Annotated in this window: 10 protein-coding genes; 8 read left to right on the forward strand and 2 right to left on the reverse strand. The window is 69.5% G+C overall.

The window, feature by feature from the left end; translation table 11 throughout:
* From infB to ACFV4K_RS02055, 6 genes are all read left to right on the forward strand, one after another.
* The coding region (gene infB, locus ACFV4K_RS02030; RefSeq protein ID WP_379271309.1) for a translation initiation factor IF-2 at positions 1–2,562 on the forward strand (2,562 nt) is incomplete at its 5' end.
* A gap of 111 nt (positions 2,563–2,673) precedes the next feature.
* Complete coding sequence (locus ACFV4K_RS02035; RefSeq protein WP_357093398.1) at positions 2,674–2,964, forward strand: DUF503 domain-containing protein; 291 nt, start codon at positions 2,674–2,676, stop codon at positions 2,962–2,964.
* A gap of 19 nt (positions 2,965–2,983) precedes the next feature.
* A complete protein-coding gene (gene rbfA, locus ACFV4K_RS02040; protein WP_357281298.1) occupies positions 2,984–3,436 on the forward strand; it encodes a 30S ribosome-binding factor RbfA in 453 nt (150 codons plus the stop codon).
* A gap of 6 nt (positions 3,437–3,442) precedes the next feature.
* Positions 3,443–4,432 carry a bifunctional oligoribonuclease/PAP phosphatase NrnA gene (locus ACFV4K_RS02045; RefSeq protein WP_379271312.1) on the forward strand — a complete coding sequence of 330 codons (990 nt, stop codon included), beginning with the start codon at positions 3,443–3,445 and terminating at the stop codon, positions 4,430–4,432.
* Positions 4,433–4,703: 271 nt separating this feature from the next.
* Positions 4,704–5,312: a nitroreductase family deazaflavin-dependent oxidoreductase gene (locus ACFV4K_RS02050; protein WP_379271314.1), complete on the forward strand. Its 609-nt coding sequence runs from the start codon at positions 4,704–4,706 to the stop codon at positions 5,310–5,312.
* Between the two features lie 449 nt (positions 5,313–5,761).
* Complete coding sequence (locus ACFV4K_RS02055; protein WP_379271316.1) at positions 5,762–7,195, forward strand: MATE family efflux transporter; 1,434 nt, start codon at positions 5,762–5,764, stop codon at positions 7,193–7,195.
* Between the two features lie 18 nt (positions 7,196–7,213).
* On the opposite strand, the gene ACFV4K_RS02060 is transcribed toward ACFV4K_RS02055, so the two are convergent.
* Together ACFV4K_RS02060 and ACFV4K_RS02065 are read right to left on the reverse strand one after the other, a co-directional pair.
* On the reverse strand, positions 7,214–8,359 hold the full coding sequence (locus ACFV4K_RS02060) for a Rieske 2Fe-2S domain-containing protein (protein ID WP_379271318.1): 1,146 nt from the start codon (positions 8,357–8,359) through the stop codon (positions 7,214–7,216).
* A gap of 72 nt (positions 8,360–8,431) precedes the next feature.
* Entirely contained in the window at positions 8,432–8,950 is a 519-nt protein-coding gene (locus tag ACFV4K_RS02065) for a nucleotide exchange factor GrpE (protein ID WP_379271320.1), read from the reverse strand.
* 49 nt (positions 8,951–8,999) lie between these two features.
* On the opposite strand from ACFV4K_RS02065, the gene ACFV4K_RS02070 reads away from it, so the two are divergent.
* Both ACFV4K_RS02070 and ACFV4K_RS02075 read left to right on the forward strand, forming a co-directional pair.
* Positions 9,000–10,682 carry an Hsp70 family protein gene (locus ACFV4K_RS02070; RefSeq protein ID WP_379271322.1) on the forward strand — a complete coding sequence of 561 codons (1,683 nt, stop codon included), beginning with the start codon at positions 9,000–9,002 and terminating at the stop codon, positions 10,680–10,682.
* A gap of 27 nt (positions 10,683–10,709) precedes the next feature.
* Positions 10,710–13,019, forward strand: a complete 2,310-nt coding sequence (locus ACFV4K_RS02075; protein WP_379271324.1) for an Ig-like domain repeat protein — start codon at positions 10,710–10,712, stop codon at positions 13,017–13,019.
* Positions 13,020–13,066 lie beyond the last annotated feature (47 nt).

Here is a 13,066-nt window from a genome sequence, read left to right on the forward strand (position 1 = left end):
CCGCGTCCGGCGCAGCAGGGCGGCGCCCCCGCCCCGCAGTCCGGTCCGCGTCCGGGTGGCCCGAAGCCGGGTCCGAAGCCGCCGCGTGTCGGTAACAACCCCTTCTCTTCCGCGCCCGAGCGTCCCGCGCCGCGTCCGGCCCCTCGTCCGGGCCAGCAGCAGGGTGGTCCGCGTCCGGGTCAGGGCCAGGGTGGCCCGCGTCCGGGTCAGCAGCAAGGCGGCCCGCGTCCGGGTCCGGGTCAGGGCGGTCCCCGTCCGGGTCCCGGCCAGGGCGGTCCGCGCCCCGGTCCCGGCCAGGGTGGTCCCCGTCCGGCTGCTGCCGGTCAGGGCGGTCCCCGTCCCGGCGGTCCGCGTCCCAGCCCCGGTTCGATGCCCCCGCGGCCGAACCCGGGTGCCATGCCCGCTCGCGCTCAGCGTCCGGCCGGTCCGGGTGGCGCAGGCCGTCCGGCGCGTCCGGGTGGTCCGGGTGCCGGCGGCGGCCGTCCCGGTGGCGGTGGCGGCGGTTACCGCGGTGGCGGCGCTCCCGGTGCGGGTGGCGCCGGTGCCGGTGCCGGTGCCGGTGGTGGCACGGGTGCTCCCGGTGGTTTCCGGGGTCGTCCCGGTGGTGGCGGCGGTGGCCGTCCGGGTTCCGGTGGCGGTCGCGGCGGTGCCGCGGGTGCGTTCGGACGTCCGGGTGGAGCTCCGCGTCGTGGCCGTAAGTCGAAGCGGGCGAAGCGCGCCGAGTACGAGAACCAGCAGGCGCCCATCGCCGGTGGCGTGCGGCTGCCGCGCGGCAACGGCGAGATCGTGCGTCTCGCCCGTGGCGCGTCGCTGTCGGACTTCGCCGAGAAGATCGGCGCCAACCCGGCCTCGCTGGTCCAGGCGCTGTTCAACCTCGGTGAGATGGTGACCGCGACCCAGTCGGTGAACGAGGAGACCCTCGAGCTGCTGGGTTCGGAGATGAACTACGTCGTGCACGTGGTCTCCCCGGAGGACGAGGACCGCGAGCTGCTCGCCAACTTCGACCTCACCTACGGCGAGGACGCTGGCGACGAGGACGACCTGCAGGTCCGTCCGCCGGTCGTGACCGTCATGGGTCACGTCGACCACGGTAAGACCCGACTGCTGGACACCATCCGTAAGGCCAACGTCCGTGAGGGCGAGGCCGGCGGTATCACCCAGCACATCGGTGCCTACCAGGTCGAGGCCGAGGTCAACGGCGACGAGCGCACCATCACCTTCATCGACACCCCCGGTCACGAGGCGTTCACCGCCATGCGTGCCCGTGGTGCGAAGGCCACCGACATCGCGATCCTCGTGGTCGCGGCCGACGACGGCGTCATGCCGCAGACGGTGGAGGCCATCAACCACGCGCAGGCCGCGGACGTGCCGATCGTGGTGGCGGTCAACAAGATCGACAAGGAAGGCGCGAACCCGCAGAAGATTCGCCAGCAGCTGACCGAATACGGTCTGGTCGCCGAGGAATACGGTGGCGAGACCATGTTCGTGGACATCTCGGCGAAGCAGGGCACCAACATCGAGTCGCTGCTCGAGGCCGTGGTCCTGACCGCGGACGCCGCCCTGGATCTGCGCGCCAACCCGAACATGGACGCGCAGGGTGTGGCCATCGAAGCCCACCTCGACCGCGGCCGTGGTCCCGTGGCGACCGTGCTCATCCAGCGCGGCACCCTGCGGGTCGGCGACTCGATCGTGGCGGGCGACGCCTACGGTCGCGTGCGCCGCATGGTCGACGAGCACGGCGACGACGTCGAGGCGGCCCTGCCGTCGCGGCCCGTCCAGGTCATCGGTTTCACCTCGGTGCCGGGTGCGGGCGACAACCTGCTCGTGGTCGAGGAAGACCGCATCGCGCGTCAGATCGCCGACCGCCGCAACGCTCGCAAGCGCAACGCCTTGGCCGCGCGCAGCCGCAAGCGGATCTCCCTGGAAGATCTGGATGCCGCTCTGAAGGAGACCTCGGAGCTGAACCTGATCCTCAAGGGCGACAACTCCGGTACCGTCGAGGCCCTCGAAGAGGCGCTGCTCGGTATCGATGTCGGCGACGAGGTGCGTCTGCGCGTCATCGACCGCGGTGTCGGTGGCGTCACCGAGACCAACGTCAACCTGGCGTCGGCGTCGAACGCGATCATCATCGGGTTCAACGTCCGCGCCGAGGGCAAGGCGACCGAGCTGGCGAACCGCGAAGGCGTGGACATCCGCTACTACTCGGTCATCTACCAGGCGATCGACGAGATCGAGAAGGCCCTCAAGGGTCTGCTCAAGCCGATCTACGAGGAGCACGAGCTGGGCCGGGCGGAGATCCGCCAGATCTTCCGCTCCTCCAAGTTCGGCAACATCGCGGGTTGCTGGGTGCTCTCGGGTTCGGTCAAGCGCAACGCCAAGGCGCGCCTGATCCGCGACAACGTCGTGGTCGCCGAGACCACCATCCAGTCGCTGCGTCGTGAGAAGGATGACGTGACCGAGGTCCGCGAAGGCTACGAATGTGGTCTGACCGTCGGGTACAACGACATCAAGGAAGGCGACATCGTCGAGGCCTACGAGCTGCGGGAGAAGCCGCGCGACTAGGCGAAGCAGTACGCGATCCCGCCGGGCCTTAGGGTCCGGCGGGGTTGTGCCCCTTACCTTTCCGGGTAACTGTGCGCGCATTCCCCGGGGCGCGTTCATATGACTGAAAAGATGTTCTTCGGAGCGCTCGAGTTCGATATCTTGCTCGGTGATGTGCATTCACTGAAAGAGAAGCGCTCTGTCATTCGCCCCATCCTCGCGGACCTGAAACGGTTCGATGTGAGTGTCACCGAGGGCGGAGATCATGACCGTTATCGACGGTCATTGCTCGGTGTGGCAATGGTCAGCTACGGCATGAACCACCTGACCGAGGTGCTGGACAAGTGTGAACGGCACGTCGCCAATCGTCCGGAGTTAGAGTTGCTGTCGGTACGCCGCCGCATCTTCGGACCCGAAGACTGAAGAAGTGAGGAGCGCTCTCATGGCTGACCAGGCCCGAGCACGCCGACTCGCGAAGCGCATCTCGTCCATCGTCGCCACGGCGATCGAGTACGAGATCAAGGATCCGCGACTGCGGTTCGTCACCGTCACCGATTCCAAGGTGACGGGGGATCTACGCGAGGCGACCATTTTCTACACCGTCATGGGTGAAACCATCGACGCCGAACCCGATTACGCGGAAGCCGCTGCCGGTCTGAAGGCCGCCGCCGGCATTCTGCGGTCCAAGGTGGGCGCGGGCACCGGGGTGAAGTTCACCCCCACCCTCGCGTTCAAGCTCGACACCGTGCCCGACGCGGCGCGCGAGATGGAAGAGCTGCTGGCCAAGGCCCGCGCCAGCGACGCGCGGGTCGCGCAGGTCGCCGTCGGCGCGACCTACGCCGGTGACGAGGACCCGTACAAGAGTGAAGAGGACGAAGAAGACGACGAGGCCTGACCTCCAGTGACCCCCGTCGACGTCACCCCGGCGGTCGAGATTCTCGACGCCGCGAAGTCGGTGACCATCCTGTGCCATGTCCAGCCCGATGCCGATACCGTCGGCAGCGGGCTGGCGTTGGCGCAGGTCCTGCGGCGGCGCGGGGTCCCGGTCGTCGTCTGCTTCGCCGAACCGGACCGGTTGCCGGTGTCCATGCGGTCGCTGCCCGGCACCGAGCTGCTGGTCGGGTCCGATCAGGTCCCGGCCGAGACGGATGTGCTGGTCACGGTGGACTGCGGCAGCGCGGATCGTCTCGGTGTGCTGCGGGACCGATTGGGCGGTGCCGCAACCACTCTGGTGATCGATCATCACCGCTCCAACACCCGCTTCGGCGCGGTGAACATCGTCGACGAGTCCGCCGAGTCGACCGCGGGTGTCATCGCCCGCATCCTGGACGCCTGGTCCGAGCCGCTGGACGCGAATATCGCGCACTGCCTGTACGCCGGACTGGTCACCGACACCGGCTCGTTCAAATGGGTGCGGCCGGGCTCGCACGCCCTGGCCGAACGGCTGCTGGCCACCGGTATCGAGGGCGCGGCCATCACTCGCACCCTCATGGACACTCATCCCTTCGCGTGGCTGCCGATGCTGTCGCGGGTGCTGGGGTCGGCGCAGTTGCTGCCCGACGCGGCCGGGGGAGCGGGCCTGGTCTACGCGGTGGTCCGCCGCGAGGACACCGAGGCGGTCCGGTCCGAGGAGGTGGAGAGCGTCATCGACCTCATCCGCACCGCCGCCGAGGCGCAGGTCGCGGCCGTGTTCAAGGAATCGCGGACCGAACCGGACCGGTGGACGGTGTCGCTGCGCTCGCACGCCAATGCCGACGGCACCCCCGGCGTCGATGTGGCGCGGGTGGCGGTGTCGCTGGGCGGCGGCGGCCATCGCTATGCCGCCGGATACAGCGCGACCGGGTCGCAGGACGACCTGATCGAGACGCTGAAATCCCGTTTGACTGACTGAGCCACCGTCCGGCCGGGTCGTGAATCGGCGCACGGGTCTTCGACGGCCTCGAAGCCACGGGTCTCATCTGATTTCCGGCTCGCCACACGCGATTGAGCCTTTGTGATTACAGTGGATGCGGCAATCATCCTCCGCCGACGGCTTGCCGGGGGAACAGTCCGGGGGCTTCGCGCGAATACGCTTGATGACAAGGACGTTTCAGCATTCTCGAAGTGGGCGAAGGCATGCACGACCGCGTTCGCGGAACTCCCTATACCGGTGAGGAATTCCCATGGCGTCCACAGTTCTGCCCCGCATCGCCCGCCGTCTCGGCACCCAGCGCTGGGTCATGCACGCGGCCGGCACGATTCTCGCGTCCGACCGCGCGGTCCGGCGAATCACCCGGGGGCGCAACGGCGTTCTCGACATCGCGGGCCTGCCCTCCCTCGAACTGACCGTGATCGGCCGCAAGACCGGCCTCCCGCGCACCACCTCGCTGCTCTACGTTCCCGACGACGACAGCATCGTGCTCATCGGCTCCAACTGGGGCAGCCCCGACCACCCGTCCTGGTCGGCCAACCTGCGCTCGGCCACCACCGCCACCGTCCACGTCGGCGGCCAGCGTTTCCCCGTCACCGTCACCCAGATCACCGGCGTCGAACGAAAACGCGCCTGGGACACCGCCGTCGAATTCTGGCCCGGCTACGAAATGGAGCACAACCTCTCCGGCGGCCGCACCTTCCGCATCTTCGAGCTACGCCCCGTCCACCCGACCTCGCACCTCGCATCCGCCATCCGCGGCGACACCCCGTCCCGCCCGCGCTCCCCGTACACCCGCCCGGCGTTCGCGGCTGCCGCCGTCACCGTTGCGGCGCTGTGGTGGCGTGTTCGCCGCGAATGAAGCGGGCCGCGGCCAAGTTCGGGGGAGAGCCCGAGTTCGGTGCGCGGGTACTCCCGCCTACGGTCGGGACCCGGCGAATGCGGCTGCGTCGGTGGTCCGACCGCGAACGTCGGGCTTCGGGTCCCTCCCGGCGGCCGCGTGCCGCTGTCATCGACCGGTTCGCGGCAGGGTGGCATGTTCAAATGCGGACATGCGCATCTAACCTTGCCGTCGGGTGCGTCGGACGGCCAAGGCACGGGCGAGCACTGCCGAGGACGAGGCCCTGGGCTGGGCGGAGCTGTCGGTCGCTCTGGCGCCGTGGGCCATTCGTGGGGTGGGTCCGGGATTGAGCGTCGGCGCCGGTACAGGGGCGGTGGCTGGGATCGGTGCCTGCGTTCCGCAGCATATATTTGCCCGTTCACGGCTCTCGGCGGGCGCTTCGGCCGGTTCCCGTGTGGAATGGTGGGCCCATGAGCGGTGCGGAGATCGTGGCGGATGGCGGGGAGGATCCGGGATCCCCGGCGTCCGCGGGGGACGAGGCGGCCAGACGGGCGCGGGCGGAGGCTCGGGGTGCGGAGGCGGCGGCCGCGGGGCCGCGGCGGATTCTCGGGATCGCGGTGCCGACCCTCGGTGTGCTGGTCGCCGAGCCGATCTACCTGCTGTTCGACATGGCCGTGGTGGGGCGGCTCGGGGCGTTGGCGCTGGCGGGGTTGGCGGTCGGGGGTTTGATTCTGGCGCAGGTCAGTTCGCAGCTGACGTTCCTGAGTTACGGGACGACGGCGCGCGCGGCCCGGCGGCACGGATCGGGGGATGAGCGCGGGGCGGTCGTGGAGGGTGTGCAGGCCAGTTGGATCGCGGTCGCGGCGGGATTGGTGATCGTGCTGGTGGTGCAGGTGTTCGCGGGGCCGATCACGCGGGCCATCGCCGGCGGGTCCGATATCGCCGACGCGGCCGAGTCATGGGTGCGGATCGCCTTGTTCGGGGTGCCGCTGATCCTGCTGTCGATGGCCGGGAACGGATGGATGCGCGGGGTGCAGCAGACGCGGCGGCCATTGCTGTATGTGGTTGCGGGGCTGGTGGTTTCGGGCGTGTTGTGCCCGACGCTGGTGCACGGGCTGCTGGGCGCGCCGCGGATGGAGCTGGAGGGGTCGGCGGTCGCGAATCTGGCGGGGCAGGCGGTGTCCGGCGCGTTGTTCGTGCGCGCCTTGTGGCGGGCGCACGTGCCGATCGCTCCGCACCTCGAGATCATGAGGGCGCAGTTGGTGCTGGGCCGGGACCTGATCGCGCGCAGCCTCGCCTTCCAGGCGTCGTTCGTGTCGGCGGCGGCCGTGGCCTCGCGGTTCGGGGCGGCGTCGGTGGCGGCGCATCAGCTGGTGCTGCAACTGTGGAACTTCCTGGCACTGACACTGGATTCGCTGGCCATCGCGGCGCAGACCCTGGTCGGCGCGGCGCTCGGGGCCGGAAACGCGCGCGGCGCACAGAGTTTGGCCCGGCGGGTCACAGCCTGGTCGACCGTGTTCGCGACAGTGCTGGCGGTGTTCTTCGCCGCGGGTCACTCGCTGATCCCGCGCCTGTTCACCGATGACCCCGCGGTGCTGGATCGCACCAATGTGGTCTGGTGGTTCTTCGTCGCGATCATCCCGATCGGCGGTGTGGTGTTCGCCCTCGACGGCGTCCTGCTGGGCGCGGGCGACGCCGCCTTCCTGCGCAACGCCACCCTCGGCTCGGCGCTGCTCGGGTTCCTCCCGATGATCTGGCTGTCGCTCGAATTCGATTGGGGCATCGGCGGAATCTGGACCGGCCTGGTCGTCTTCCTGGTCCTGCGCCTGATCACGGTGTCGTGGCGGGCGCTGTCGGGCCGCTGGGCCCGCGTCGGCGCCGAGGTGCCAGGACGGATGGCGTAGTCCGTCCCGGCGGCGTCGCTAGTCGCTGGAGCCGTTCGCCTGGGCCGCGGCCTGCTTCTCGAGGTTCTGCGCGACCTCGGCCTGCCAGTTCTCGTTGGCGTGGGTGGTGTCGACCTCGTACTCGAACCGGGCCGTCATTTCCGGCTTGATATCGGCGACGTCGACGTAGAACTGCTCGTACCAGCGGCGATGCTGATAGACCGGCCCGTCTTCCTGGGTGAGCAGCGGATTGTCGATGCGGGTCTTGTGTTTCCAGATCTCGACGTCCTGGAGGAATCCGACGCCGAAGCTCTTGCCGAACGACTTGGCGAGTTTCTCGGATTTCTCCGGCGGCAGCCCCTGGATGCGCTGCACGCTCACGCCCCACTGCAACATGAACGAGTTGTGGGTGACCGGGTAGTGGCAGTTGATGAGCGCCACCTCGACGGTGTTGTCGCCGAAGTCGTTGTGCAGGTAGTTGATCATGTACGACGGCCCGAAATAGGAGGCCTCCGAACGCAGCAGCGACATTTCCTGCGAATAGTTGGACTTGGCGTGAATGTCCGGCCGGCCCTTGGAGTGCAGGAACTGGGTCGCCACATGCCCTTCGAACACATTCTTGAAGTACACGGGGTACGCGAAGTGAATGTAGAAGAAGTGCGCCATGTCGACGTTGTTGTCGATGATCTCGCGGCAGTGCGCGCCCTCGATGAGCAGTGAGTTCCAGTCCCAGTCGCTCCACTGGTCGGTCTCGATGCCCTCGATGTGCGGAATGGCGACCTCGGGCGGCGGGGGATTGCCTTCCGGGTCGTTCCATACGAAGAACTGGCCGTTCTCCTCGCAGGTGGTCCAGGACCGGGTGCGCGCCAACGGCGGAACGCGCCGCGCATAGGGAATGGCGGCGCATTTGCCGTCGCCGCGCCACCGCCAATCGTGGAAGGGGCAGGCGATATTGTCGTCCTTGACGCTGCCGTAGGCGAGGTCCGCGCCCATGTGCCGGCAGTAGCCGTCGAGGGCGTGTAATTCGCCTTTGCTGTCGGACCAGATCACCAGTTTGGTGCCGAAGGCATTGACCGAATGTGGCTGTCCGTCCCGGAAGCTCTCGGCGAGCCCGAGGCAATGCCACCCCCGGGCGAACCGCGTCATCGGTTCGCCGACATCGATGCTGCGATAGTGCTGACTCATCTGCGTCCTCCGCGATCGATCAGTCCGTGCACGTCGCAGCCTACTAGAACACGTGTCAGTTTTGGTCCGGAATCAGGCCCCTCGATACCGCCGCACAACGACTTTCGCGGGCCGGATCGAGCGATCCCCTATGGTCAGGCCCGGCTGGATGACCGACTCCACGGTCTTGTCCGCGTCCCGGTCGTCGGTGCCGACGACCTCGGCGGCCTCCATGGTCTCCGGATCGAACGCCGTGCCCCGGAACGGCGTCACCAGCTCGCCGCCGCGCTCGGCCAGCATGCGCTCGACCCGGCGATTGATGGCCTCGAAGCCCTGCCGGTCCGGTTCCGAATTCGAGGTGGAGACGAAGGTCTGGGCCAGCCCGTGCAGGGCGAACAGATCACGCAGCAGTGGCGCGTCGGCCTCGGCGCGCTCGTCGCGGATCTTCAGTTTGGCGGCGTCGGCTAGTCGCTCGATGGTGGCGGCCTGCCGGGCGATGACCCGGGCGAGGTCGTCGATGCGTTCGGTGATGCGGTCGAGAGTCGGGGCGGACTCCTCCGCGGTCGCTGGGGGCGCCTGGGGAATCGTGGCCGCCGGGGCTGGATCGGTCATGCACGAACGATAAACCCAGCTGTCGCCGGTGACTGCTACCATCGCCGCCATGGGGGTCTATGGAATCGATCTGGGCACAACGAATTCGGCAATTGCGGCAATCGACGCAGATGGCCGGCCACAGGTCTTGGTCGGATTGAAGGGGGAACCGACCGTTCCCTCCGTTGTGCTGTTCGCCTCCGCGAACGACCATGTGGTCGGCGAGGGCGCGCGCCGACAGGCCCGGCTCGACCCCGACAATGTGTGCACCCTGGTGAAGCGCCGCATGGGCGACGCCGAATGGCGGTTCGGCGCGCACGGGCAGCTGTGGTCCGCGCCCGCGGTGTCGGCGCTCATCCTGAAAAGCCTTGCCGCCGATGCCGAGTTCTCCGGCGGCGAACCGGTGCGGCGCGCGGTCATCACGGTGCCCGCCTACTTCGGTGACGAGGAGCGCCGCGCCACCATCCAAGCGGGAACCTATGCCGGATTCGATGTGGCAGGTGTGCTCTCGGAGCCGATCGCGGCCGCGCTGTCCTACGGCTTCGGGCGCCTGGACGGCGGTATCGAACTCGGCAAGGAACCCACGCGCGAGACCGTGCTGGTCTACGACCTCGGCGGTGGCACCTTCGACGCCACCGTCATCGAACTGGCCGACCGCCGCATCTCGGTGCTCGCGGTGGAGGGCGACCATCAGCTCGGCGGCGCGGACTGGGACGAGCGGCTGGCGCTGTATCTGTCGCAGCAGTTCTGCACGGCCAACCCGGATGCCGAAGACCCCCTGGACGATTCGGTCGGCTCCCAGCTGCTGGTGCTGGCCGCCGAACAGGCCAAACAGGAGCTCACCACCGCCGAGGCCACCGAGGTGGTGATCGCGCACGACGGCGCGCGGGCGGTGATCCCGCTGACCCGCTCGGATCTGGAATCGCTGACCGCCTCGCTCATGCGGCGCACCCTGGACCTGACCAAGGCCGTGCTGGCCGCCGCCGAGAAGCGCGGGGTGCGGCAGGTGGACCGGCTGCTGCTGGTCGGCGGCTCCTCGCGGATGCCGATGGTGGCCGAGCAGCTGCGGAAGGAATTCGGGCTCACCGGCGAACTGCGCGACCCGGACCTGTCGGTGGCCCGCGGCGCCGCGCTGTACGGCGAGAAGCTGGAGATGGAGCGGCTGGTGGCCGCGGACCTGGTGACCCGCGGTCGGCTCCGCGACGGCGCCCCGCTCGGTGACGCCGATCCCGGTGACCTGGAGGGCTCGCTGGTGCGGGTGGCCGCATCCTTCGGCCAGCCGGTGAGCCTGGTGCGCCGCATGATCGAGATCCAGGTGGACACCGTGGTGTCGCGGGGTTTCGGTGTGCTGGCGCTGGATCCGTTCAACGGGCTGGCGGCGAGCTGGCTGGTGCACCGCAATCAGACGCTGCCGATCAAGGTTCGGCGCTCCTACGGCACGGTGCGCGCGAACCAGGAGCAGATCGAGCTGACCATCGTCGAGCAGCAGGGGCAGGCCGCCTCGACCCGGCCCGAGGACACGAAGGTGCTGGTGGAGGGCAGGATTCGCGATATTCCGCCGGGGTATCCGGAGGGTAGTGAAGTCCGGGTGACCTTCGAGATGGGATTCGACGGTGTGCTGCACGTGACGGCCTACCATGTGGACGCCGATCTGCCGCTGACCTTGTCGGTGCAGACCGGGGCCACCCTGTCGCAGGCGGATGTGGAGCGCGAGCTGGATCAGCTGCAGCGCACCCGCCGTCGCAATTCCTGACCGGTATACGCTGTCCGACGAAAAGCCATGCACGCCTTCGATCCCAATGACTATCGCAAACGCGTCCTCGCCGCCGTCGAACGCCGCGGCGGCCTCGCGGAGTCGGATGCTTTCGAGCTGTACGACATTCCGCTCGCCGACGCGTCCCGGCTGAGTGACGCCGACGTCGCCGCGCGCGTCGAGCAGGTGTGGGCGCTGTGGCAGAAGCTGCGCGACCACCCCAAGTTCCGGGTGCTGGCCGGGCTGCTGGTCGAGGCGCATCAGGAGCTGTCCGAGCCGCTGCTGCACACCGGTTCCCGGCTGATCGAGGCCGACCGGGTCAAGCAGTTGCGCGACCGTCGGGACGCCGAACGCTACGAGATGCTCGATGCCGCCATCGAGCGGCTGATCCAGCGGCACAACGGCATTCCCGCCGGGAAGATCGCGGGCCTCGAGGACATCGGCCGCCTGGGCGGGCTGACGGTCGCCGAGGTCGCCGCCCGGGTCCGCCGCCACCGCATCATCGACGAGGCCCCGGCCGCGCCGCCGCCCCCGCCCGCGCCCGCGCTGAGTACCGAGCGTCGCCGCCAGATCCGGTCGCTGCTGGCCGAATACGAGCGGCTCCTCGCCGGTGACCCGGTGCCCACCCTGCTGGCGCTGCTCGACATGGATTTCTCGGCGGCCCACCGCAGCAACGAGATCCGCCTGCGCGCCGAGGCACTGCGCGCCCGCACCCGCGAGCTCCCGCCCGGTCGCCTGCGCGTGGTCCTCGACGAGCTCCTCGTCCACATCGGCGATCTGCTCGAGCCCGGCGGCCCGCTGGTCGACGCCTACCTGCTGACCATCACCGAGACCGTCACCGACCAGTTGCGCCCCCAGGTCCGCGCGGCCGTGCTCGTCGAAGACCTCCTGGTGGCACCCGATTTCGACTACCTGCTGGGCGTGGCCATCGCCGGCGGACTCGACCGCGCCAATGCCGAACGCATCCTCGTCGCCCTCGCCGACGAACTCGGCACCACCGTCGAGGGTCGCGAACACCTCGCGGCCAGTCGGAAACAGTCCGCCACTCCGGAGCAGCAATCCACCTCAGCCACGTCGACGGCTGTTCCGGTGACTCCCACTGCGGACGAGGCGAACTCGCCGGGCGCTCCGGAGCCGGAGCGCTGGCAGCGGACGCCCTACGACGGCACGACCCAGTCGGGGCGGCCGTGGGAGGCCGCGTTGCGGGCGGCGCGGGCCTCGCTGCGGGCCGGAAAGCCCAAGGAGGCGGCGGCTTTCATCGCCGACGCCCGGCGGCTGGTCGGCGATGACGCGGCGGCCGCGCGCTCGGTACGCGCGGTGGGGGAGGACGTCGAGCGGGTGCTCGCCGAGGCGGTCGTGCACTGGCGGGCCGCCGTGTCCTGCTGCGCGGGGCGACGATTCGTGGAGGCGCTGGCCGAGCACCTGGACTTCCTGGATCGGCGAGCCGCCGATGTCGCGAATCCCGATCCGCGCGGCGCGAGCCGGGAACTGCTGATCGGCCGTGCGCGGGCCGCCGTGATCGAGGCGGGCCGCCTGTTCGAGGCCCTCCCCGCCGATCCCGGCCTGCGCATGCAGGCGGTGCGTGAAGTCCTCGAGGTCTGCACCGACCACGCCGAGGCCCGCGCGGCCCTGGCCGAACTCCGCGTCGCCGCGCCCGAACACGTCACCGTCAGCCGCAAACCGGACGGCACGGTCGTGATCACCTGGACCCCGTCGACCACTGATCAGGCCGAGTACCGCATCACCCGGCTGCTCGCGGACGGTTCCTGGCGCGTGGTCGGCCGCACCCGCGGCGTGGCCATGGAGGACGGTGGCGCGCCCGCCGGACCGGTGCCGGTGTACGGCGTGGTCGCCTCGATCTCGGGCCGCGCCTCGGACATGACCCGCTCGGACCGGACTGCCGCCACCACGGCGTCCGCGTCGACAGCACAACACGGCGATCCCGCCGCCCGCCGAAACACCCCTGGACCCGCCGAGAATTCGGCCACTGGCTCCACCGGGGCTGCCGCCGACACCGCCCATGAGCCCAGCGGCCTGCCGACCGTGCGCGGCCTCGCCGAGCGCAATGGCCTGCTGGTCTTCCAGTGGCCGACCGGCATCACCGAGGTCATGGTCGTGGCCCGCGCCGACGCGCCGCCCGTCGACCCCGACGACCCGCAGGCGCAGCGCTGGAAGGTCACCAATATGCGCTACGAGATCGAGGGCGGCGTCCGCATCCCCGCCGAGATCCCGCGCCCCTGTCATGTGGCGGTGGCGTCGTGTCGCCGGGAGTCGTCCGGAACCCTCACCGTCGCGGCCGGATTCGGCGCCGCGGCTCGCCTTCGCTGGGTGCGGTGACGTCGGTTTCTCCCGCGCATGGGAATCTGGTGGCGGCCGGGATGGTT

Origin of the sequence: Nocardia sp. NPDC059764 (genome assembly GCF_042732555.1) — a bacterium.
Lineage (GTDB): Bacteria > Actinomycetota > Actinomycetes > Mycobacteriales > Mycobacteriaceae > Nocardia.

What these genes read in the sequence shown, in the direction of transcription:
- ACFV4K_RS02035 (WP_357093398.1), top strand. Translation starts at nt 2,674, where the DNA reads ATGTTCTTCGGAGCGCTCGAGTTCGATATCTTGCTCGGTGATGTGCAT.
- rbfA (WP_357281298.1), top strand. Translation starts at nt 2,984, where the DNA reads ATGGCTGACCAGGCCCGAGCACGCCGACTCGCGAAGCGCATCTCGTCC.
- ACFV4K_RS02050 (WP_379271314.1), top strand. Translation starts at nt 4,704, where the DNA reads ATGGCGTCCACAGTTCTGCCCCGCATCGCCCGCCGTCTCGGCACCCAG.
- ACFV4K_RS02055 (WP_379271316.1), top strand. Translation starts at nt 5,762, where the DNA reads ATGAGCGGTGCGGAGATCGTGGCGGATGGCGGGGAGGATCCGGGATCC.
- ACFV4K_RS02060 (WP_379271318.1), bottom strand. Translation starts at nt 8,359, where the DNA reads ATGAGTCAGCACTATCGCAGCATCGATGTCGGCGAACCGATGACGCGG.
- ACFV4K_RS02065 (WP_379271320.1), bottom strand. Translation starts at nt 8,950, where the DNA reads ATGACCGATCCAGCCCCGGCGGCCACGATTCCCCAGGCGCCCCCAGCG.
- ACFV4K_RS02070 (WP_379271322.1), top strand. Translation starts at nt 9,000, where the DNA reads ATGGGGGTCTATGGAATCGATCTGGGCACAACGAATTCGGCAATTGCG.
- ACFV4K_RS02075 (WP_379271324.1), top strand. Translation starts at nt 10,710, where the DNA reads ATGCACGCCTTCGATCCCAATGACTATCGCAAACGCGTCCTCGCCGCC.